The following is a 22,645-nucleotide window of genomic DNA, read 5'->3' on the forward strand; positions in this document are numbered from 1 at the left end:
AGTCTGTCTTTTTGAAAAGTGCGGTTTATTTTTATACGCCGAACACTAATCTCAAAATATAGAATATAACAATAGCAAGGGCAGCACCAACTGGCAATGTAATTACCCAAGAAACTACGATGTTACGAATAACACCCATGTTTAATGCCGCAATACCACGTGCCATACCCACACCCAATACCGCACCAACTAAGGTTTGAGTTGTAGAGATTGGTAGGCCTGTGCCTGATGCGATTACTACTGTTGAAGCAGCAGCAAGTTCAGCTGCGAAACCACGGCTAGGAGTAAGATGCGTGATGCCTTCACCGATAGTCTTGATAACTTTCTTACCAAGGATCGCAAGACCCGCAACAATACCTAAACCACCTAGTGGTAAGATCCACCAAGCTAGAGCCGCTTTCTTAGCAATTTCACCGTCGTTTTCAACAATGTTTACCACAGCAGCTAATGGACCAATTGCGTTAGCAACGTCATTCGAACCATGCGCGAATGCCATACAACATGCCGTTAGTACCATAAGGATAGCGAATACTTTTTCAACATTGTTGAACTGCATTTGCTTGTCTGCGTTGGGATCCATTTTCAGCTTAGAAATCGCAATCTTACCGATAATAGCTATGATAATAGCGATACCGATAGCTAGCGCAAAACCTTCGAATGTGCCGAGCTTGATGCCAATATGCTTAAGACCTTTTTTGATCGTAACCAAAGACATAACAAAGCCCGCTAGACCCATGTAAATAGGCACAAAGCGTTTGGCATTTTCTAATGGCTTGTTGGTATCAAATATGAGCTTCTGGGCGCTCATAAAGATGAGATAAGCAATAAAGCCAGAGATGGCCGGGGTGACAATCCAGCTACCAACTATGCCTGCAACTTTACCCCATTGGATTGCTTCGCTGCCTACAGCAACTAGCGCAAAACCTATGATTGCACCAATGATTGAGTGCGTCGTAGATACAGGCCAACCTAACATTGAGGCCATCAATAACCAGCTACCTGCAGCAAAAAGTGCAGAGATCATTCCCAGTATCATCAGTTCAGGAATATCGATGAAAGGAGTAGAATCTATAATCCCTTTTCGGATCGTTGATGTTACCTCACCACCAGCAAGATAAGCACCAGCGAATTCGAAGATCATAGCAATGATAATTGCTTGTTTGATGGTAAGTGCTTTTGAACCTACCGAAGTACCCATAGCATTCGCAACATCGTTTGCGCCAATACCATAAGCCATAAAGAAACCAACTGCTGCGGCAATTAAAACCAATACTGTGCCGTAGGATGCAATGATATCCATAAGAAACCTTACTTTATTTTAAAAGATCGATTTTTATTAACGAGCTAACATCAGCTCAAGACGTGAACCAACGCGCTCTGCGATATCTGCAAGCCCACCGACCCATTCGATGATCTTGTATAAGAACATCGCATCAATTGGGTTAAGCTCGCTTTCAACAGCGCGTAACTCTCGACGAATTTTAATTTGCATATCGTCGGTATCTTGCTCGATGGCATCAAGCTCAACTAGCATTTTTTCAACTAAAGTGACTTCACGGCCTCTAAAGCCGGTCTCAAGCAGTTCATCAAACTCATTAATCGCTTCTGATGCTTGTTTAGTTGCGTCCACACAACGAGTGACGTAAGCAAGAAAGTCTTTTTGAATGGATTCAGGGATGACCATTTCACGACCGATAACGCGACCTGCGATATCTTTCGCTTTGTTGGCTATCTTATCTTGGTGGGTGATAAGTTCCAGTAAGTCAGTCCGTTCTACTGGCATGAATAAACCACGAGGCAAATGTAAGCGCACTTCACGCTTTAGTTCATCTGCTTCACGCTCTAGGTTGCGGATTTCAATGCGAATTGCATCCGCTTCTGTCCACTCCCCTTTGAAGACATGGTTAAAAAATGGGATCAAAGCCGCACTGGCTTGATGGACTATTTTTATATGCTCTTCAATTGGCTTAATAGGAGATTTAGCAAATACTCCTAAAAACGCGTTACTAGGCATAACTGACCCTTAAATCATATTTGTATGCATGTGCAAAGTGTAATTTTACAGCATTGAGCGCTGTTGTGAACGGTTTTATTGCAAGTTTAGATGAACTTACTATGAAATTGCGCGCCGAAAGCGCGCAACTAATTGATAAGCATCACAAGGTTTTTGCGATATCTTCTTGAGATGTATGACGAATATCTTTGCCATTTACGAAATAAATCACATATTCCGCAATATTTTGACAACGATCGCCGATACGTTCTAATGAGCGCACAGACCAAATTAAATCCATAATTTTTGGAATCGAGCGTGGGTCTTCCATCATATAGGTCATAATTTGACGTGTTACTGCTTCGTATTCACGGTCCACTTTGGCATCAGCTTTATGCACTTCAAAGGCCTTTTGCGCGTCCATCCGGGCAAACGCATCGAGCACATCATGTAGCATTTGTGACACTTGGCGACCCATATTGTCAATATTCACCAATAGATCTTGCTGATCTTTGGTAAACGAATCCAAGGCAACTTTAGCAATACGCTCTGCTTCGTCTCCGATACGTTCAAGATCTGCAATCGTTTTTGCGATAGCAACCACCAAACGTAAGTCACTGGCTGCAGGCTGTCTTTTGGCGATGATACGTGTACATTCTTCGTCAATATTCACTTCCATCGCATTGACTTTGTAATCGTTCTGACTGACCTTTTTCGCTTTTTCAGCATCATTGTGGTTAACCGCATCAAGCGCAGTGTTTAGTTGCTGCTCTACCAGTCCACCCATACTGAGTACGTGATTTCTCACGTTTTCTAGCTCTTCATTAAAGCGGCCAGAAATGTGCTTATTAATATTGTGTTCCATTATATTCTCCTCGCAAGCTCGCCTTAACCGTAACGACCTGTAATATAGTCTTCTGTTTTCTTCTTAGACGGCGTGGTGAATAAGGTATTGGTATCTGCATACTCAATTAACTCACCCATATACATAAACGCAGTTTGATCAGATACACGCGCAGCTTGTTGCATGTTATGTGTAACGATAACCACAGTATACTTGTTTTTCAGGTCATTAATGAGCTCTTCGATAACCAATGTTGAAATCGGATCGAGTGCTGATGTTGGTTCATCAAGTAACAACACTTCTGGTTCAATCGCGATAGAGCGAGCAATCACCAAACGCTGCTGCTGACCACCAGATAAACCAAATGCACTGTCGTGAAGTCGGTCTTTTACTTCATCCCAAAGTGCGGCGCCGCGGAGTGACTTTTCAACCACTTCATCTAACTTGCGCTTATCCTTGATACCTTGCAGACGCAGACCATAAACCACATTCTCATAAATAGATTTAGGGAAAGGGTTTGGTCTTTGGAATACCATGCCTACGTTACGGCGCAGTGCCGCAACATCTACGCTCTTGTCATAAATGTTCTGTCCTTGAAGGTTGATTTCTCCTTCAATACGACAGCTATCAACCAAGTCGTTCATGCGGTTAATACAACGTAGTAACGTTGATTTACCACAACCTGATGGACCGATAAACGCGGTTACCTGCCCTTTTGGGATCAACATATTGACGTTACTAAGGGCTTGTTTATCACCATAGTAAAGATCTAGGTTTTTGATCTCTAGTGCGGTGAGTTCTGGACTTAAGTTTGCTAAATCAAGCTTGTTATTGCCGTTTGCTTGATTGACTTCTGGCGCTACTGTAATCATGTTTTTACCTATTAAAAATCTTTACTATTAATGCTCTAACGATCTGAATTTTTCGCGTAAGTGGTTACGAATACCAATAGCTGTGATATTCAGTGCAATAATCACCGTAACCAGTAGGAACGCGGTTGCATAGACCAAAGGTCTAGCAGCTTCAACATTCGGGCTTTGGAAGCCAACATCATAAATATGGAATCCTAAGTGCATAAACTTACGATCCAAGTGAATATAGGGGAAGTTTCCGTCTAGCGGTAGGGTTGGTGCCATTTTTACTACACCAACCAGCATCAGAGGAGCTACCTCACCCGCGGCACGCGCAACAGCAAGAATAAGACCCGTCATAATTGCCGGACTTGCCATTGGTACAATGATCCGCCATAGGGTTTCTGCTTGAGTCGCACCGAGCGCAAGTGAACCATGACGCACTGAGCTTGGGATCCGAGACAGACCTTCTTCCGTGGATACGATAACCACAGGCAAAGTAAGGATAGCAAGTGTAAGTGCAGACCAAATCACACCTGGTGTACCAAATACAGGACTTGGCGCAGCCTCAGGGTAGAAAAGTTCGTCAATTGACCCACCTAGCATATAAACGAAGAACCCTAAACCAAACACCCCATATACAATGGATGGAACACCTGCAAGGTTGATCACCGCGATACGGATCATCTTAGTCACAGCGTTCTTTGCTGCATATTCATGGAGATAAATCGCGGCAATAACACCGAATGGTGTCACGATCACCGCCATCAGCATAACCATAAATACCGTACCAAAGATTGCAGGGAATACCCCACCTTCGGTGTTTGCTTCACGCGGGTCATCACTCACAAACTTGCTGATTTGCACTAAGTAGTGACCTACTTTGGCAAAAAAGCCCATGTCATTTGGAAACCAAACGTCCAACACTTGGTACAGAGGCAAAGTCACTTCTTCACCACGCATATCACGCACCACAACTTGGTCACGCTTCGCCTGCTTCCTTAGCTCAAATAAACGCTTTTCGAAGACTTTGTAATCTTCACGTAACTCAGCACGGCGTGCATTTAACTCTGCTAACTTTTCCTCTGTCAGGTCATTATCAAGTTGATACGACTTTTCTTTTAAACGTAGACGTTCAAGCTCATAGTTAATGTGCCCGATTTCGCTATTTTGTAGATCAAGCGCTTCGTCATTAAGGTCAACGGCGCGTTCAACAAGCTCATGTAGCCTTTCAATCGGCTGATCAGTTACTACTTTACCGTCTTCTAAAACGCGGGCAACATAGCCATAGAAATTACCATTTTTACTACGCTCAAATACCGCTAATTCCGCTGGTGTAGACTGGCTTTTGATATCTGTTGATAATACCCAACGGAAATCAAGTTCTACATATTCACGGTTACCCGTTTTAACGAGCAAACGCTCGATTTGCTCGCTGTTGTAACCTGAAAGGTCGAATCCAGCCGCTTCAAGGCGAGATTTTGGTACCATCTCGCGGTCGTATATTTCACCAATAACGGTCTGCTTGGCAACTGAACCGTCGAGATGCATCTCAACAACTTGAGATGGCCAAAAGAAGCTCAGTCCTTTCCACGCTATCATCGCAAGTAGTCCAATTACTGAAATCAAACTAATACTGACCGCGCCACCTGTCATCCAGATCCACGGAGAACCTGACTTAAACCACTGTTTTACCATGTCATGTCACTCCAATTACATTGAGCTGTACTTTTCACGCAGCTGCTGGCGAACAAACTCAGCAACGGTGTTAAATACAAAAGTAAAAATAAACAATACAAAGGCAGCTAGGAACAGGATGCGATAGTGAGAGCTGCCAACTTCAGATTCCGGCATTTCCACCGCAATGTTTGCAGCAAGCGTACGCATACCCTGGAAGATACTCCAGTCCATGATTGGCGTGTTACCAGTTGCCATTAATACAATCATGGTTTCCCCTACGGCGCGGCCAAGACCCATCATTACCGCAGAGAAGATACCTGGACTTGCTGTTAGTAATACTACACGAACCAAAGTCTGCCACTGCGTGGCACCGAGTGCTAATGAGCCATTAGAAAGGTGCTTAGGTACGCTAAATACCGCATCTTCGGCAATAGAGAAGATAGTAGGAATAACCGCAAAGCCCATCGCGATGCCCACTACTAGTGAGTTACGCTGGTCGAATGTTAGACCTAACTCATTAGTTAGATACTGACGCACATTACCGCCAAACAGCCAAGACTCAATTCCAGCGCTCATGGCAAATGAAATCCAGCCTACGATAAGCACAACAGGGATCAGTAAGATTGAATGCCAGCCTTCAGGCACAACGTGTCTCACTTTTGCAGGTAGCTTAGTCCAGCCAAATGCCGTTGCTATCATCGCAATTGGTAATAGCACCAATAAAGCAACCACAGCGGGTAGATGCGTTTCAATTAAAGGAGCTAGCCAAAGACCCGCCAAGAAGCCCAAGATAACCGTTGGTAGTGCTTCCATTATCTCGACCGTTGGTTTCACCACGCGTCGTAATTCACTCGACATAAAATAGGCAGTGTAGATTGCTGACGCTAATGCAATAGGAACAGCAAACAACATAGCGTAAAGCGCCGCTTTAATGGTACCAAATGAAATAGGCACTAATGAAAATTTCGACTCAAAGTCATCACTCGCAGAGGTTGACTGCCAAGTATAAGCAGGCTCTGGATACCCTTCGTACCACACCTCTTGCCACAAAGCAGACCAAGTTACTTCAGGGTGCTCATTGTGAAGCTCTACTACCGTTAACGTATCATCGGCAAGTAACAAGGCGGCATTAGCACGCGGCGCTACCGCAAACTTCTGAACTGCCTTATCTGTAATTTTACCTTGCCATAAGTGCGCTTCACTGGTGGTGTAATATAGGCCTAATTGACCATTTTCGTTGGTCGTGAAGAAAGTACGACGATAATATTCACTAAATAGTTTGACCTGTTTGCTCTTTGGCGTCTCAAAAGAGCGGATTTTAGCAAACTGGCGTCCATCATCGGTATTGACTTCAAACCACTGTGAAACCTCACCATTGTCGTTAGCAAGCATTAATGAGTTGGCGCCCGCTAGCAGATTCATGTCGACCAAGTTGGCATTCTCTTCGTTTGCAGCAAGCAATTGGAATAACTCAACTTCAGAAGCATAGCGAGAATCAAAGACGTAAACTTGATTTGCTGAGCGAACAAATGTGCGCGATGTGTCTGGAGAAATAAGTAACTCATCAACACGACCATCAATATCTAGCTCGGTACGCTCAACCGCCCATTCAATCTCTCCAGTAAACATGTTTTCTTCTGCAACAAAAGAGGCAAAAATCACACGTTTATCCGCAGTCTGTGCAACAACAGCGGTTTTGTCTTCGAAGTGACTAAAGGCGAATTTACGAATTGCTTGCCCTTGTTCATCAACAATCAGTTGCTTCGCATTAAGTGGATAACTTAAGCGAGGGGTTAAAACACGTTGATTTCCCGGAAAGCTTACCGTGAACATCGGCTTCACGAGTTGTACCTGACCATTATCCAGACCAAATGCATATTGCCCTAAGAAAGGCGCACTTTCTGCAAATGCTGTGACATTACCGTCAAGTTCAACATCCAATGTATCTAGTAATTTACCGGCGCTTTCACCTTTGATCTGGTAATAATCTACCGAACCTCTGCTGCCGAGTAAGTACGCAATTTCCGTTTGTTCTTCTACCCCTACACCTAAATATGCTTTGTCTTGTGTAAGCTGAATATCCATACGCTTTTCAACCTTTGCTGATTCAAAGATTGGTTGAACGACATATAGTAAGTAGAAGAAGATAAGTAAAAGCGCGACTAATACCATTACTCCACCAGAAGTAATGCCAAATTGTGCAAACCTGTCTTTAAAGAGACGGCTTCTATCCGTTTTAAAGGATGGCTTTTGCGGATTTGAAGTCATCAATATACCCTTTGGTTTAAAAATTGGGGGCATTATATTTCATCAAGATGACAGTTGTGTTACACCTGAGACACAATTGAACTTTCTTCAATTGGCATTTACCCTCAAATTCATTATAAAAATAATGGAACTAATCGGCTCAAAAAACGCTCTGATTGTTAGCCTAGAGTAAATACATAAATTTCGTTGCATTTCTTTACATTAAGTGTATATGGGCACTGGACAAAGTAAGTTTTTAGACTAGTCTAAATCATGCGCCGAATTCGTTTTTTCGCCTACGGGCGCCACAAAAAAAGAGACATGATATGAAGCAGTTAATATTAACACTTATAGGTAAGGACCGACCGGGTCTCGTTGAGGAAATCTCTTCCACTATTCTTTCCCACCATGGCAATTGGTTAACCAGTAATTTAAGCCACCTTGCTGGACAATTCGCAGGCATAGTGCAGGTTGAGGTTGCTGAAGAACATTTGCAAGAAATACAAGATGCATTGCATAAATTGCCAGGTTTAGACGTGAGAGTTGAATCAGGCGAAAACTTGCAAGCGCAAGAAGAGCCGGACACATTAAATTTAATCATTACAGGCAACGATAGACCGGGAATTGTGCAAGAACTTGCTACGGTTATTCGCCACAAAGGCGCAAACATCACGCACCTAACTTCAAAACAACGTAGTGCTCCAAACTGGGGACTGCCTATTTTCAGCGCTTTCGCAACCGTGACTCTACCTGCTGGCACGGTCAAAGAAAACGTGATTGATGCACTCGAGTCAATCACCAGTGATTTGATCGTGGACATAGAAGAAAGCTAAAACCTACACTATACTCATGATGGTTGAATGACAAACACGACAGGCGCGTTGTGTTTGTCATAATTATGTCACACACCCTGCTTAAGCTGTAAAAATAAGCTGTACCTATGGAAAGCACCATGCAGGCCGTATCTCCAGAGCATAAAACTATCACGTACTTTGCCAAAGAATTAAGCTGGCTCTCTTTTAACGAACGCGTTTTACAAGAAGCCAAAGACCCAACCAACCCGATCATCGAGCGGATCCGCTTTCTTGGTATATTTTCCAATAATTTAGACGAGTTTTTCCAAGTTCGTGTTGCGGATGTAAAGCGCCGTATCTTATTAAATAATTTGCCTGATACCAATTTCGATGAAGATGAAGTGCTACTCGCCGACATTCAAAAGAAAGTATTGGAACTAGGTAAAAAATTTAGTGTTATTTATGACCAGATCCTCATCGATTTAAATGAGCATCATATCCATATTAAGCAACCTGATGCGCTGTCGGACTTCCACAAGAATTGGTTGGCTAACTACTTTAAAGACCAAGTGCTGCCTCACCTATTACCAATGATGATTAACGAAAGTAAGGACTATTCGGACAACATCAACGACACTATGACTCACCTATTTGTGGAGTTAAATGGCGAAAAACAGCATCATGCCTTTTTGGAAGTCCCGACTGATCGTCTAAACCGTTTTGTCCAGCTGCCACCAGAAAAAACCCGAAGGCATAAAACGATTGTATTGCTCGATGACGTTATTCGATTTTTTATTGCCGATGTGTTTAAAAGTTTCTTCAAATTTGAGCGCATTGAAGCCTATTCGATGAAGCTCACTCGAGACGCTGAGTACAACTTAGATGATGAGCTAGAAGAAGGCGTGTTAGATACCATGTCTAAAGGCCTCAAACAGCGTTTATATGCCGAGCCTGTACGTTTAGTCTACGAAGAATCTATGCCTGAAGAAATGCTCAAGTTGATGAAAAAGCGTTTAGGGGTGACAGGTCAAGATGCCATGATCCCAGGCGGGAGATATCGCAATTTCAGAGATTTTATTTCTTTTCCAAATGTTGGTCGCGGCTATCTAGAAAACAAACCATTGCCGCCGCTTAAAAGTGCGGCCTTTTCAAAGTATAGCAGCGTCTTTCGCGCGATTTCAGTTCAAGATATCTTGCTATATTACCCCTACCACACCTTTAATCACATGCTGGAATATATCCGCCAAGCGGCGTTTGATCCCAGAGTGACACAAATAAAGGTCAACATTTATCGCGTGGCAAAGCAATCTAGATTGATCGCTTCATTGATTAATGCTGCAAAGAATGGCAAAAAAGTCACCGTGATGGTTGAATTGAAAGCCCGTTTCGATGAGCAAAACAATATTGAGTGGGCAAAACTCATGAGTGAATACGGTATTAAGGTCATGATTGGCATACCAGCCCTTAAGGTCCATAGTAAGCTTTGTGTGGTTCATCGTAGAGAAAAAGGCAAAATCGTCAAATATGCACACATAGGTACGGGTAACTTTCACGAAAAAACGGCTAGGATTTATACTGATTTCAGTTTGTTTACCAAACACCCCGATATTACGGAAGAATGCGATAGCGTGTTTCGCTTTATCGAGAGTAGTTACCTGCCGTTTAAATTCGAACACCTGATGATTTCTCCCATCAATGCACGTAGTCGAATTGTAGAGTTGATCGATGAAGAGATAACTCATGCAGAGCAAGGGAGAACAGGAAAAGTAACAATTAAGATCAACAACTTAGTTGATAAGCAGCTCGTTGACAAGCTTTACGAAGCATCGCGAAAAGGCGTCAAGATCCGCCTCATTGTGCGAGGTATGTGTGCCCTTGTCCCGGGCCTTGCACAGTTTAGCGATAATATAAAAATCATTAGTATCGTCGATCGTTTCTTAGAACACCCGCGAGTGATGATTTTCGACAACAACGGCGACCCCAAGGTCTATATTTCTTCAGCTGACTGGATGACCCGTAACCTTGACCACCGTGTTGAAGTCGGCACACCTATTTATGCAGAGCATTTAAAGAAACTAATTATCGATATCATTGAACTGCAGTTTAAAGATCGCACCAAAGCCAGAGTTATTGACGCCGAACAGAAGAATCTGTACGTTCGCCGAGGTAACCGTAAAAAAATTCGCTCTCAGATCGCGATTTATGACCATTTAAAGAAATGGGAGTTACACCAATTAAATGAAGCGAAAGAATAACCGTTGAGGAAGAATATATGCGCGACTACCCTTCTATTGCCGCAGTGGACTTAGGTTCAAACAGTTTTCACCTTGTTGTAGCAAGAGAAGTAGATGGTCGCCTTCAACTCCTCCATAAAGAAAAGCAGCGTGTGTACTTGGCCGCGGGCCTTGATGATGATTTTAATTTAAGTGACGACGCGATCGCCCGAGCATTAGATACCCTCTCGCAATTTGCGACGACACTACATGATTTTCCGAGAGAGTCCGTGCAAGTAGTAGCAACCTATACGCTGCGAAACTGCAAAAACCTTAATTATTTTCTCGCGAAGGCAAAACAAGTTTTTCCATATCCAATCAATGTGATTTCAGGCCAAGAAGAAGCTCGTCTTATTTACCAAGGTGTCGCCAACCATGAACATGATAGTCATAACCGTTTGGTTATCGACATCGGTGGAGGCAGCACAGAGTTGGTTATTGGTCAGCACCTTACACACAAGCTGTTAAGTAGTCGCAATGTGGGCTGCGTGACCATGCAAAAAGCCTACTTTGCTGATGGTAAGCTATCTGCAAAGCGATTCAAAAAAGCCGAAATAAAAGCAGAACAACAAATTGAGAGTATTACCGCGAGCTACTTAAGGCTCGGCTGGAATACCGTTATCGGTACTTCTGGAACTATTAAGGCGATTGCGGCCATGGCTCACGAACTCACTCAAGCCGATGAAATTACCCTGCCTATTTTGGAGCAAATTAAGCAGTTATTTATTGATGCTGGACACATAGACAACGTCTCCTTAAAAGCACTACCTGAGGAGCGAAAAACCAGTATTGCTGGCGGCCTTGCTGTATTGATAGCACTGTTTAGACAATTAGGACTTGAGCGCATGCGCCTTAGTGAATATGCATTGCGAGAAGGCTTATTGTTTGAAATGCATCAAACCGACGAGTTTGATATTCGTACCCGCACAATTAACACGTTCAGCGATCACTATAATATTGATAAGCAACACGCCGACAATATTTGTGAAACCATTAAGCTTTTTACCACTCAACTAAAAGAGCAATGGCAACTATCTTCTTATGATGTCGAAATGTTATGTTGGGCAGCAAAACTCCACGAAGTTGGGCTCGCCATTAATTCTTCCGGCATGCATAAACACGGTGCTTATATTGTCAGGCATAGTCAACTTCCAGGCTTTACTCAAGCCCAGCAATTAAGGCTAAGTGCACTTGTACGCTTCTATCGAAAAAAGATAAAAGTGCCAGAGTTAACAGAGTTAATTGACGAAGAGCTAACCCACTTTAACCGTGTTTTGGCTGTGTTTCGTCTCAGCGTTTTAGTGAACCAAAAACGCCAACAAGACCAACTTCCCGAATTAAGTATTACAGCCGTTGATAACGCCTTGATACTTCACATTGCAACTGAGTGGCTCGAATCACACTCGCTATTTCAAGCAGATTTAGAGCAAGAACAAAACTATTTAAAAACCATAGGTATTCAATTTAACCTGAGCTTTGGGTAAGTAATACCAATAGTTGGCTATTGGACGGGAATTCAACGTCGTTAGCGCTTAAATGAGCTGTAAGAAACGCGCTAACTATCCGCAACTCCGATTACTTACCGTTTCATGTTGTCAGATGAGAACTACTGTTCATCACCTGCAACAATAGAGAGGATTTCATCGGCGTAGGCTCGACTAGAAAGCGCCATATCATAAAGATAATTGGTCGGTGTTGCCGGTCGAATGGCTTGTAAAATGAGCTCTGCTTCGCGCCAATCATTGCGCTCAATTTCAAATGCTAAACGTAGCGCTCCACCAAGCAATCCTTGATAACTTAGTAGCGCACTAGAAAGCGAATCATCGAGAGAAAATTCTGCTGCAATTACAGCAAGATCGACATCAAGGATCACGTCAAGGATAGACATGAGACCAAGCAAATAGCCAGTTTCTGCCATTTCTTCGCCTCCAGGCATCAAAAATGTTTCCACAAACTTGGCACGGGTTAACCCCATTCTCGTCAGCTCACTGGGTTTATCTGAACCCAATTCGCTCAATGCGAGTACTTTAACAAACTGCCTAATTGCGTCTTCACCTAAATACACAACGGCCTGAGAGATAGACTTAATTTCTAACCTGTCTTCACCAGCTTTCGCGTTCGCCAGTTTTAGCAATCGTGCGGTTAAACTCAGATCTTTGCTTACTCTAGTTTGTATTTCTTTGAAGCATAAAGACTTTCTGGCAGTGGCTTGTAGCAGCTGAAAGACCACCATTTTCGATGGTTCCACGTTGCCATGATTGAGCATTTCAGGTTTGGCGAAAAAGAAACCTTGGAAAAAATCAGCTCCAGAGGATTTGATGATCTCGAACTCTTCTTTTGTTTCGATACGCTCAACAATAACCTTAATATCTGGATACTGACGCTTGAGCTTTTTTACCGTCATATTGGTTTTTATAATTGGCTGCTCAACCTCAATTTTGACGAATTCCATGAGTGGTAACAACGGATCCCACTTTGACGTGCCGTCGTAGTCATCTAGCGCAAATCGATAGCCTCTCTCTGTTAACTTAGTCACTGTATTCACCAGTGAAGGGATATTTTTAGAGCGCTCAACGATTTCCACCACAATTTTCTGTGGTGCTAATAAGCTAGGTAATTCCTGCAGCAAGGATTCGTCGGATAGGTTGATAAAGGCAAGCTGTCCCGCAGCCAAACGGTCTACACCGATAAACATTAAGGAGTTAAAAAACATTCGCCCAGTCGCTTGCCCATCGCTCACCCCAATTGGGAAAGCATTGTTGTCTGAGTCTCTGTAAAGCAACTCATAGGCAAAGACTTCTTGATCTGGCCGCAAAATGGCCTGTCGTGCAATATACTGCACTGCTGATTTACGTACTTCAGTCACCGGACCACTCATTAACATTCGTATCCTTTATTAGGTAAAAGGAAACCACGTATCTCGGAGCGTATAATATGGTAACGCCCCGAGCAATAAAAAAGTTTCGCTATTTTACAACACTTATAACTAAAAGTTACCAACTTATTAAACTAAGTCCTTATAAAGAGTAGGCTTTTAATTCACAGAACGCCAGTGGCTTGCCTGTCTAAGAAAAGTTAAGCTAAGATGAGTGCATGAAGCAAGTTTTGATCGTCTGGTTATTCGCCTTTGCCGGTTTGACTAAGGCAGAACAAGTCCCCTACTTAAAGTACAGTTTAAGTGGCTCGGGAAGTTTTTACCCTTATTTTACTCACAGCGAAGATGCGCCCGGGATCCTGCCCGAAATGGTAGAAGCCATTTTGGTTAAGGCAAAGATCAGAGGCGAAAATCTGCTTCTCCCAGCGAAACGCACAAACTTTTATCTAGAAAAGCAGCACATTGATTTTGATATCATCAGTCCAGATTGGCTGAACGAACAGCAAAAGCAAGACGATAGATTTATCTATTCAGATCCTATCCTTCCAATCAAAGAGTACGTTGTTACTCTTCAGTCTCAACCACCAATACTAACCCTAGCGGGTATCGAAGTTGGCACAGTGAGAGGCTACTACTACCATGATGACCAACTATTCGAGCGGGTTGATTTCGCGTCTGAAAAGGAGCTACTGCAAGCCCTAAACTTACGTCGAATTGAGCATATTATCATTGGTGATTTACCCGCATTATATTGGTCAGAACAACTTGGTATTGCATTTAGCTTCAACCAACTACATTCAGAAGGGATGTTGCAGCTACGCCTGTTAGCAAAGCATCAAGGATTACTTAAGCGGATAAATCAAGCTATCGCACAACTTAAACTCTCTGGTGAAATCGAAAAAATAGAACAGCAGTATATTTCCCAACTACCTATACACGCAAAAGGCGGCAGATAACCTCTGCTCTGGACATAGATCAAGTTATACGCATAAATTCTTCCCATAAATTGAGCATCAATTGACGCATTTGGTATAATGGCGCTTTTACAGCTTGGGAAATCATTATGACTATCGCTGCCGCGCTTGCTGAGCGCAGTAACAATCAATGTGAGCTATGTACCTCAACGGATGGTCTCGAAGTATACGAAGTACCACCAGTCGCCGAGGCGCATTCTGACAAATGTGTTTATCTTTGTAGCCAGTGCAAACCACAGGTTGAAGGTCAACAGGATTTAGAAGCCAACCATTGGCACTGTTTAAACGATAGTATGTGGAGCCAAGTTCCTGCCGTTCAGGTTGTTGCCTACCGTATGCTTAAACGCCTCGCGCCAGATAATGGTTGGGCTCAAGATGCATTAGACATGCTGTATCTAGAAGATGAGACTCGAGCATGGGCAGATCAAGCACTTGCAGAGGATGACGACCTTGTTCACCTAGACAGTAACGGGGTGAAACTGAGCGCTGGTGACACAGTAACTTTGATTAAAGACTTGGATGTTAAAGGTAGTAGCCTAGTTGCAAAACGCGGCACTGCGGTACGTAACATTCGCCTCTCGCCTTCAAACCCAGAGCATATTGAAGGTCGTGTAGAAGGTCAAAACATCGTTATTTTAACGAAGTTTGTTAAGAAATAACTAGGCCCCAAGATAAACTGCTAAGTATCTTCAATACCTTATCGACTAGGGCCTGTTGATCTTTGCTGTTTGATTTTTGTTCTCCTGAGTGTGTTTTGGTCGCGACGCTCGACTTGCCGCCTAGTAATCTAGGCAAAAGTTGAGCAACAATGAACAAAGCGCACTCAGGTGAACCCAAAGGGCAGCACTTGATTAGCATTTCTACTGTGTTCTCGCCTGACTCACATAGAATAACTATGCTACGCAGGCTCTGCCTTGTACAAATACCAATCAAACTGCTGCAAAAACAAACTTGAAAGGTAAACAGGCCCTAGATAGCTTAGCAGTTTATTTTTACTATTCTTCTACTAATTGAATGCTGCGATAAAACGCACCATCATCTTCTGCCAATAACGAAACCAGCTCAGGCAACACTTGATCCATGGTTTTCTTTAAGGTCCAAGGCGGATTGATCACCATCATACCAGAAGCCGTCATGCCTCGTTCTTGGGTATCTGCTTGGGTGGCAAGTTCAAACACTTGGATATTACGCACTCCAGATTCAATCAGGCTCGACTCCATGGCATCAATGCGTTCACGGTCAACGACGGGATACCAGATCATATACACGCCAGAATCAAACTTCTTGTGCGCTTTTATGATGCTTTTAACCGCAACATCATAATCGGATTTGATCTCATATGGAGGATCCATCAGCACGCAGGCTCTACGTGAAGCTGGTGGTACCAATCCTAACAGCCCTTTAAAACCATCACTCCCAGTGACTCGTAGTGACTTTTTATGTGCCGTATTTTGCTTTAACAGCTCTAGATCTTTTGGGTGTAGCTCAAAAAACCAGCCGTTATCCTGACGACGTAAGAAATGCTCCGCCACCTTAGGAGAGCCGGGATAATGACTTAATTTATCGCCTTCGTTAAAAGACTTGATCAGTGCCACATAATCGCTAATTGCCGACACGGATCCTGAATAATTCCACAGCTTAGCGATGCCTTGCAGATACTCCTGAGTTTTTTGTGCATCACTGCTCGCCAGCTCAAAAAATCCGGCGCCAGAGTGCGTATCCACGTAATCGTACGGCTTATCTTTTTTAGCCATGTATGACAGAGCTTCTGCCAATACTAAATGTTTGATCACATCGGCAGGGTTTCCTGCATGAAAAGAATGTCGGTAACTGAGCATAACCCCGCCTTGATAAAAATAATAACAACACAGGTGAAATAAACCTGAGCTAAATTTGAGCAATGATTCATCAATTTTTAACTTTAGACTGAATCACTTCTGAACAAAATATTCCAATATCGGCATTATCTCTTAAAAGTTGAGAAAAATCAGCAGAAAGTCGCGTAAACACTAGCATCCTTAGCCGCTTTGTTTTACATTTGCATGACAAATCACAGTCATATGAGCGCATTTATGAATAACCAAGATCTCCAAAAACTCGACCAGTTGATTGACCAACTTTTGAGCCAAAATAACCAGTTAAAATCGGAAGTTTCGGCACTAAAAGAACAAAATCAAAAACTCATCGATGAAAATGAAACCCTACAGCTTGAAATGCTAGAAAGCGAAGAAAAGCAAAAAGAATTTAGTTCATCTTTGTCTGGCCTACTTGATAAGTTGCAAACTCAACAGGCTAGCTAATGTCTGAGCAGAATAACCAAGTAACAGTGACGTTACTTGGCAAGTCACATCAATTTGCATGTGCGCCAGATCAAGAAGAAGCGCTGCATAACGCCGTAGCGCTTTTAGACCGACGTGTAGAAGAAATGCGTAAACGCTCAACCGTTCGCAATGATCACAATGCGTTATTACTCGCAGCCCTACACCTTTGTCATGATTTACAAGCATTGGAAGCAAAGCAACAGCAAGACGCAGAGTTCGTTTCCACGCTCATCGACAAGTTAGTGCTGCCAGCAGGCGAATAATGCCGACATACTGGAGCAAACCTATCTTACGTAGTATCTCTCTTATTTGGGCTATCATTCTATTGGCGGCAAGTTTTAAAAGCACCGCCGCCAATGCTAATCGGTTCCATAAAGTCAATGACGCGGTTTATTTTATCCAAGGAAAAGATAGCGCTTTACAGCCCAATCAAGCTGTAGTTATTGGCAAACAGTGTGCACTGTTGGCATCCATACATGGCGATCTTGTCACCACAGAGGCCTTGATCCACGAATTAGAAAAGCGCCTCACCGTTCCGCTTTGTTACGTAATCTCTTTGCATGCCGATATCAAACAAGACACCAGCATAGTGCTACTCAAGCATGCTTATCCAAATTTACAATGGCTAAGTCCAACGGCAACATCAGCCAACGCATTGACGAGGGCCTTTCACGCACAGCTTGAGCTTTTTAACCAAAGCGTCATGCTTAGTGAAAATCGTATCGCGTCTCTAGAACCAAGTGAACGGCCGAAGTGGCAAGCCAAACTTGCACTGGCAAAAAGTAGGATTGCAACGTGGTCCAAGCTCGCCACACAAGCGCCATCGAGTAAAGCCATTGGTAACGCGCCTAAAACCGTGGAGCTAGGAGGTGTAGTGGTTGAGCTTACTCAAGTCACGGGCTTTAGCGGTCATGACATCAGTGTTTATCTGCCAAAATATCAAGGCTTGATAGCAGGTTATAGCGTCGATCAGATCCCACTTGCGCATTTACCGCATACTACACAGTGGCAACAAGCGATTATTCACTTTAATCGCTATGCACTCGATTGGATATTACCAGCAACAGGAAAACCCTACCGTCCTGAAATGCTAGCCACTCCAGCACAATTTTTGGCTTTATTAGCGTTACAAGATACCCAGCAAGTGGTTGATAAAATAAGTGTTTTATATCCAGATAAACACATGCAGCAACGCGCGTTATTGCAGTGGCAGCACTTTCAGCAGCAAAGAAATTTTGAATAAAACTTAACCTCTCGGTATAGTTAAAGGATGAACAGAGTATTAATACAGCTGAGCGGGTTAATGTTATTAACCATGCTTTCTGGATGTAAAAGCAGTAGCAGTCCACAGGTGAGCAGGCAAGCCATTTTGTCGGCTCTCACTCAAGTGCCCGTAGAAAAGCCAGTCACGTCTCCTGCTATCGTTGAGGTAGAACCACCCAAAATCACTACCGTTAAAGCTCCCCTCAGAGACGATGATTTATGGCAACACATACGCCAAAAGCTCAGTTTTAATACTGCATCTCACCCAAGGCTTGATAGGCGCATAAAATGGTATTTATCACAGCCTAATTATCTCAATGTAGTAAATAAGCGCGCCGCCCCCTATTTTTATCACGTAGTAAAAAAGGTAGAGCGCAAAGGTCTTCCTATTGAAATCGCATTACTCCCTTTTGTCGAAAGTGACTTTAGACCAAAGGCCAAATCGCAACAAAATGCTGTTGGAGTTTGGCAACTAGTGGATGCCACTGCCTACCATTTCGGCATCAAGAAAGACGAATGGTATGACGGTCGACAGGATGTGTTAGCATCGACTGACGCCGCGCTTGATTATTTGCTGTATTTGCATGAACGCTTTGATGGCGACTGGCTACACGCGCTTGCAGCCTACAATAGTGGTGAAGGGCGCGTCAAAAAGGCCATCGCAAAAAATAGAAAAGCAGGAAAGTCGACCCACTTTTGGCACTTAACATTACCAAAAGAAACCGCAGACTACGTGCCCAAACTCTTAGCGCTCAGCCACTTACTAAAAACCTCACCCAAGGGTTTTAAGATACCAAGTTTGCCCAACAAGGCCACTACGTCGATACTTGATATTGGACAGCAATTTGACGTCAATCAACTGGCTAAACTCAGCGGTATCAAAAAGCGTCAACTATACGCACTCAATCAAGGGATCTTAAAACATAGAAGCTCTCCAAACGGTCCGCACAAAGTGTTATTACCATTATCCGAGCAAGCATTATTGAAAAGTGCATTTTTCAGGGAAAACTTCAGCCAAGGCTACACTGTCAAAGCCAACGACACACTCTACCGCATCGCATTAAATGCGGGGATGAGTGTTAGTGCACTAAAAGCGCTAAACAATAAGCGCTCTGATTTGATCCGAGTTGGCGAAAAGCTATTAGTTTCCGAGAGTAATGAGCAGTTAGACTTACTCATCGACTATGACGTAAGCCCTTATATTAAAGAAATAAAAGCCAAGCCCATACCTCAAGTGGAACATCACCACACCATAAAATCAGGCGAGTCTTTGTGGACTATCAGCCGTCACTACAAGGTCGCGGTAAAAGATCTATTAAATTGGAATTCACTCACGGCACAGAGTCTATTAAAACCTGGCAAAGTGTTAATGGTGTTTTTACCAGCTCCTGCTGCACCAAAAAGCAATAAGACTCAACCAGCTAGCTCCTCAATCTCTAGCATTGAAGCACTCCAATCAATACTGCGCCATGGCAAGCCAAAGCAAAGTGAGAGCCCAAATTAAAGGGATAAACTTGCGTCCAAGAAGCGCACTCACGTAAACTACACGCTTTACAGGTGGATGCTAAATGGCGTCACCGAACACTATTTATTTAAGGTTTACTTATGCAAATTGCAAAGAACACAGTGGTAGAGTTTCACTACACACTTCACGAAGGTGACAGCCAAATCGAATCAAGCAAAGAAGGCGAGCCACTAAACTACCTGCACGGTACTGAAGGCATGCTACCAGGTCTTGAAAGTGAACTTGAAGGTAAAACCGGTGGCGATAGCTTTACGGTAACTTTAACGCCAGAGCAAGCTTATGGCGAATATCAAGAAGGTCTAGTACAGCGCATTCCTATTAAGCACCTTCAAGGTCTTGGTGACAGCAAAGTTTGGAAGCCAGGCATGACTGCTATTGTCGATTCAAACCAAGGTCGTCATCAGGTTAAGGTAGTGAAAGTAGGACGCTTCAATGCGGATTGCGACTTAAACCACCCATTCGCAGGCAAAACACTAACGTTTGATGTTGAGATCCTTTCTGTACGCGAAGCAACTGCAGAAGAAATTTCACACGGTCACGTACACGCTGCTGGCGGCTGCGGACACTAATGATGAACCAAGTTGCCATCGTTACCGGTGGCAGCTTTGGCATTGGCGCCGCCATTGTCAACAAGCTGCTATCGCAACAATACACCGTTTATAACCTCGATATTCAGCCCAGTGAACAAGGGATTTTTCGCCATTGTGACGTCAGTAAAGTCGCCGATGTAAAAGCAACAATTGCAGATATAGTCGCAGAAACAGGGAAAATAGATGCACTCGTTTCAAACGCGGGGAAACATCTGAGTGCTACAATCGAAGATACCGACGAAGCCACACTTGACGCCCTTTTTGCATTGAATGTGAAAGGCGCTTACGCTGCCATTCAAGCCGTATTACCAAGCATGAAATCACAGCGTAGCGGTAGCATCGTATTGATGTCTTCGGATCAGGCAGTTATTGGTAAACCTAACTCCTTCGCTTACAACCTGTCTAAATGTGCGCTTGCTTCGATGGCGAAAACCACAGCATTGGATTACGCCAAATTTAACATTCGCGCGAATGCAGTGTGCCCTGGCACAATTGAAACTCCGTTATTCCATCATGCCATTGATAGTTACTGCGCGCGCAGCGGCGCTGATAAAGCAGAAATCGTTGCAGAAGAAGCCCAGTTGCAACCATTGGGTAGATTAGGGCAACCGCAAGAGGTTGCTGCGCTGGTCGCTTTCTTGCTAAGTGAGGATGCGAGTTTTATCACAGGTAGCCTACAAAGCATTGATGGCGGTTATACCGCACAGTAAAAAAGGAATGCGTGATGAGTCTGAGAATTATTGATAGCCACCTACACTTTTTCGATTTAGCGTTGGGACAATATTCTTGGCTCAAACACAACCCGCCCGCTTGGCCTAATCTGGAAAAAATAAGGCAGAACCATACCCTGACAAGTCTCCCCCACCATCCACAGTTTACACTCGAAGCCTTAGTGCATGTGGAAGCCGGTTTTGATAATCACAATCCCATCAACGAATTACATTGGTTAACTCAAGAACTAGGCAGCTTTCCTTTTAAAGCCGTCGGTTACGCACCTATAAACGCGACGCCTGAGCAATTTAGCGCAGCTATAGCGCATTTAGCACATCCTCACCTCGTGGCGATAAGAGACATCACCGAAGGCAGTGACAGCCAACGTTTATCTGCGCCTTTCGTGCTCGAAAACCTCACCTGTCTTGCCGAGCATGGACTACATTTTGAAGCGCAATTAGAATTTAAACAAAGCGAAAAAGTAGACCTTTTATTACAACTAGCAGAACAAAAAGCTGATCTTAAAATCGTATTTAACCATGCTGGTTTTATTGATGCTACTAGCCCTTGTACAGATATATTAAGGCGCATTGGAGCGCTTAATAATGTCATGATCAAGTGCTCTGGCCACGAAATGTTAGCAAACCCACTCACACTCTCTGAGTGGCTTACTCACTTAATCACACATGCAGGAGAAGAGAGCCTAATGCTAGGTTCGAATTATCCGGTTTCTCTTATGCAAAAAAGCTATTGGCAAATATGGCAGGATTATTTAGACGTGATAGGCATATCGTCAACTTGGCATAAACTCAGCCGAGACAATGCCAAAAGTTGCTATGGATTATGAGCGGATCTGGACGAGATCGTAAGCAACCAGTTCAGGTACTATACGCTGTAGTTTTTCTTCCGTTTGATCTAAGGTGTTTAAGCACTCGCAATATTCTGCCGCTTTTTCTTCTAATTGATGGGCCTTTTTCTGCAGCGATTTATCTATCTCTTTCGAAATAATCTCCATCCGTTGTCCCATATCGTTAATGCGATCTTCGATATTCCCTTCGCGAGATTTAAACGCATCTCCCAAAGAGACTAAAATAGAGCCCAACGAACCATGAACAGCAGAGTGAATTTTTTGGCTGATCTCTTTAGTAAAGAAATCATCAATTTTAGAAAGTGACTGTGGTGCGATAAAAAAGAAATCATCTCCACGCTTAAACTTATCCATCAGCGCACGTTCAACGTATTGCAACTGCGTTTTGAGCACTTCAGGTTCTTTGTCGGACATCCCCTCAACTACTTGCTCGATCGCACTCAATCCGAGGTTGACGCCATCGGTCGCCAGATTAACCAGCTCAGGAACGGTATCCCGTATTCCTAGAGAGTACTCGCGCACAACTTTCTCCCCTTCCTGATCTAACTCAATCCAGCGGCCTAGAATAAAAAGCTGACTATCATTGTTGATTTGAATTCGGGTCTGACCATCATCAACGATACGAATTTCGTTGTCAGTGATGATAAGACCATGCCCAAGTTCAACATCGCACTTATTGTTAGCATGGGCAGAAGACGTCAATACGGCACAAGACAAGGCTATCGCGCTGAGTAATCGATTCATATGGCCTCCTGTGTGCAGAATGTAAGACGGGAAAGGGGTGCTTCAGGAGAGTACCAAAAGATCAAACAATCCCAAAGCCATTTTAGACGGAT

At 43.5% G+C, this 22,645-nt stretch carries 22 protein-coding genes; 12 read left to right on the plus strand and 10 right to left on the minus strand.

Annotated features, from left to right (window positions below):
* Positions 1–31: 31 nt before the first annotated feature.
* The 6 genes from CTT31_RS15650 to CTT31_RS15675 all read right to left on the minus strand — a co-directional run bounded on the left by CTT31_RS15650 (position 32) and on the right by CTT31_RS15675 (position 7,636).
* On the minus strand, positions 32–1,300 hold the full coding sequence (locus CTT31_RS15650; RefSeq protein ID WP_017218447.1) for an inorganic phosphate transporter: 1,269 nt from the start codon (positions 1,298–1,300) through the stop codon (positions 32–34).
* Positions 1,301–1,336: 36 nt separating this feature from the next.
* The gene (locus CTT31_RS15655) at positions 1,337–2,014 is read right to left on the minus strand and encodes a TIGR00153 family protein (protein ID WP_010607159.1); all 678 of its coding nucleotides are present in this window, start codon (positions 2,012–2,014) and stop codon (positions 1,337–1,339) included.
* Positions 2,015–2,156: 142 nt separating this feature from the next.
* Positions 2,157–2,858 carry a phosphate signaling complex protein PhoU gene (gene phoU / locus CTT31_RS15660; RefSeq protein ID WP_010607158.1) on the minus strand — a complete coding sequence of 234 codons (702 nt, stop codon included), beginning with the start codon at positions 2,856–2,858 and terminating at the stop codon, positions 2,157–2,159.
* Positions 2,859–2,881: 23 nt separating this feature from the next.
* The gene (gene pstB, locus CTT31_RS15665) at positions 2,882–3,709 is read right to left on the minus strand and encodes a phosphate ABC transporter ATP-binding protein PstB (protein ID WP_010607157.1); all 828 of its coding nucleotides are present in this window, start codon (positions 3,707–3,709) and stop codon (positions 2,882–2,884) included.
* A gap of 27 nt (positions 3,710–3,736) precedes the next feature.
* Entirely contained in the window at positions 3,737–5,386 is a 1,650-nt protein-coding gene (gene pstA, locus CTT31_RS15670) for a phosphate ABC transporter permease PstA (protein ID WP_039492745.1), read from the minus strand.
* Between the two features lie 15 nt (positions 5,387–5,401).
* Entirely contained in the window at positions 5,402–7,636 is a 2,235-nt protein-coding gene (locus tag CTT31_RS15675; protein ID WP_211858664.1) for an ABC transporter permease subunit, read from the minus strand.
* Positions 7,637–7,941: 305 nt separating this feature from the next.
* Here CTT31_RS15675 and CTT31_RS15680 point away from each other — a divergent pair, with 305 nt between their 5' ends.
* The 3 genes from CTT31_RS15680 (at position 7,942) to CTT31_RS15690 (ending at position 12,166) form a co-directional block, all read left to right on the plus strand.
* Positions 7,942–8,448, plus strand: coding sequence for a glycine cleavage system transcriptional repressor (locus CTT31_RS15680; RefSeq protein WP_069021844.1), 507 nt, complete (start codon positions 7,942–7,944; stop codon positions 8,446–8,448).
* Positions 8,449–8,567: 119 nt separating this feature from the next.
* Entirely contained in the window at positions 8,568–10,664 is a 2,097-nt protein-coding gene (ppk1, locus tag CTT31_RS15685) for a polyphosphate kinase 1 (protein ID WP_039492751.1), read from the plus strand.
* A gap of 17 nt (positions 10,665–10,681) precedes the next feature.
* Positions 10,682–12,166: a Ppx/GppA phosphatase family protein gene (locus CTT31_RS15690; protein ID WP_211858665.1), complete on the plus strand. Its 1,485-nt coding sequence runs from the start codon at positions 10,682–10,684 to the stop codon at positions 12,164–12,166.
* 122 nt (positions 12,167–12,288) lie between these two features.
* Here CTT31_RS15690 and CTT31_RS15695 read toward each other — a convergent pair whose 3' ends face one another.
* The gene (locus CTT31_RS15695) at positions 12,289–13,566 is read right to left on the minus strand and encodes an EAL and HDOD domain-containing protein (RefSeq protein ID WP_130127028.1); all 1,278 of its coding nucleotides are present in this window, start codon (positions 13,564–13,566) and stop codon (positions 12,289–12,291) included.
* A gap of 209 nt (positions 13,567–13,775) precedes the next feature.
* On the opposite strand from CTT31_RS15695, the gene CTT31_RS15700 reads away from it, so the two are divergent.
* Both CTT31_RS15700 and CTT31_RS15705 read left to right on the plus strand, forming a co-directional pair.
* Entirely contained in the window at positions 13,776–14,513 is a 738-nt protein-coding gene (locus CTT31_RS15700; RefSeq protein ID WP_211858667.1) for a substrate-binding periplasmic protein, read from the plus strand.
* 107 nt (positions 14,514–14,620) lie between these two features.
* Positions 14,621–15,190 (plus strand): PhnA domain-containing protein, encoded by a 570-nt coding sequence (locus tag CTT31_RS15705; protein ID WP_010374208.1) that lies wholly within the window; start codon positions 14,621–14,623, stop codon positions 15,188–15,190.
* On the opposite strand, the gene CTT31_RS23575 is transcribed toward CTT31_RS15705, so the two are convergent.
* The gene (locus CTT31_RS23575) at positions 15,180–15,389 is read right to left on the minus strand and encodes a hypothetical protein (protein ID WP_312026955.1); all 210 of its coding nucleotides are present in this window, start codon (positions 15,387–15,389) and stop codon (positions 15,180–15,182) included. The genes CTT31_RS15705 and CTT31_RS23575 overlap by 11 nt on opposite strands.
* A gap of 137 nt (positions 15,390–15,526) precedes the next feature.
* Positions 15,527–16,369 carry a 23S rRNA (adenine(2030)-N(6))-methyltransferase RlmJ gene (locus CTT31_RS15710; protein WP_211858668.1) on the minus strand — a complete coding sequence of 281 codons (843 nt, stop codon included), beginning with the start codon at positions 16,367–16,369 and terminating at the stop codon, positions 15,527–15,529.
* Between the two features lie 234 nt (positions 16,370–16,603).
* On the opposite strand from CTT31_RS15710, the gene CTT31_RS15715 reads away from it, so the two are divergent.
* From CTT31_RS15715 to CTT31_RS15745, 7 genes are all read left to right on the plus strand, one after another.
* Positions 16,604–16,831: a hypothetical protein gene (locus CTT31_RS15715; protein ID WP_010374211.1), complete on the plus strand. Its 228-nt coding sequence runs from the start codon at positions 16,604–16,606 to the stop codon at positions 16,829–16,831.
* Complete coding sequence (locus CTT31_RS15720) at positions 16,831–17,115, plus strand: cell division protein ZapA (protein ID WP_010607148.1); 285 nt, start codon at positions 16,831–16,833, stop codon at positions 17,113–17,115. Before CTT31_RS15715 ends, CTT31_RS15720 begins: the two co-directional genes overlap by 1 nt.
* Complete coding sequence (locus CTT31_RS15725; protein ID WP_260491557.1) at positions 17,115–18,095, plus strand: hypothetical protein; 981 nt, start codon at positions 17,115–17,117, stop codon at positions 18,093–18,095. Before CTT31_RS15720 ends, CTT31_RS15725 begins: the two co-directional genes overlap by 1 nt.
* Positions 18,096–18,122: 27 nt before the next feature.
* Positions 18,123–19,619, plus strand: a complete 1,497-nt coding sequence (locus CTT31_RS15730; protein ID WP_260491558.1) for a LysM peptidoglycan-binding domain-containing protein — start codon at positions 18,123–18,125, stop codon at positions 19,617–19,619.
* A 101-nt stretch (positions 19,620–19,720) separates the two neighbouring features.
* On the plus strand, positions 19,721–20,209 hold the full coding sequence (locus CTT31_RS15735) for an FKBP-type peptidyl-prolyl cis-trans isomerase (protein WP_010607145.1): 489 nt from the start codon (positions 19,721–19,723) through the stop codon (positions 20,207–20,209).
* A gap of 2 nt (positions 20,210–20,211) precedes the next feature.
* Complete coding sequence (locus tag CTT31_RS15740) at positions 20,212–20,940, plus strand: SDR family NAD(P)-dependent oxidoreductase (RefSeq protein WP_260492409.1); 729 nt, start codon at positions 20,212–20,214, stop codon at positions 20,938–20,940.
* 14 nt (positions 20,941–20,954) lie between these two features.
* Entirely contained in the window at positions 20,955–21,788 is an 834-nt protein-coding gene (locus CTT31_RS15745) for an amidohydrolase family protein (protein ID WP_260491559.1), read from the plus strand.
* Here CTT31_RS15745 and CTT31_RS15750 read toward each other — a convergent pair.
* On the minus strand, positions 21,783–22,553 hold the full coding sequence (locus CTT31_RS15750) for a YggN family protein (RefSeq protein WP_045990556.1): 771 nt from the start codon (positions 22,551–22,553) through the stop codon (positions 21,783–21,785). The two genes, CTT31_RS15745 and CTT31_RS15750, sit on opposite strands and share 6 nt — an antisense overlap.
* Between the last annotated feature and the right edge of the window lie 92 nt (positions 22,554–22,645).

The organism is Pseudoalteromonas maricaloris (assembly GCF_024746855.1).
Taxonomy (GTDB): domain Bacteria; phylum Pseudomonadota; class Gammaproteobacteria; order Enterobacterales; family Alteromonadaceae; genus Pseudoalteromonas; species Pseudoalteromonas maricaloris.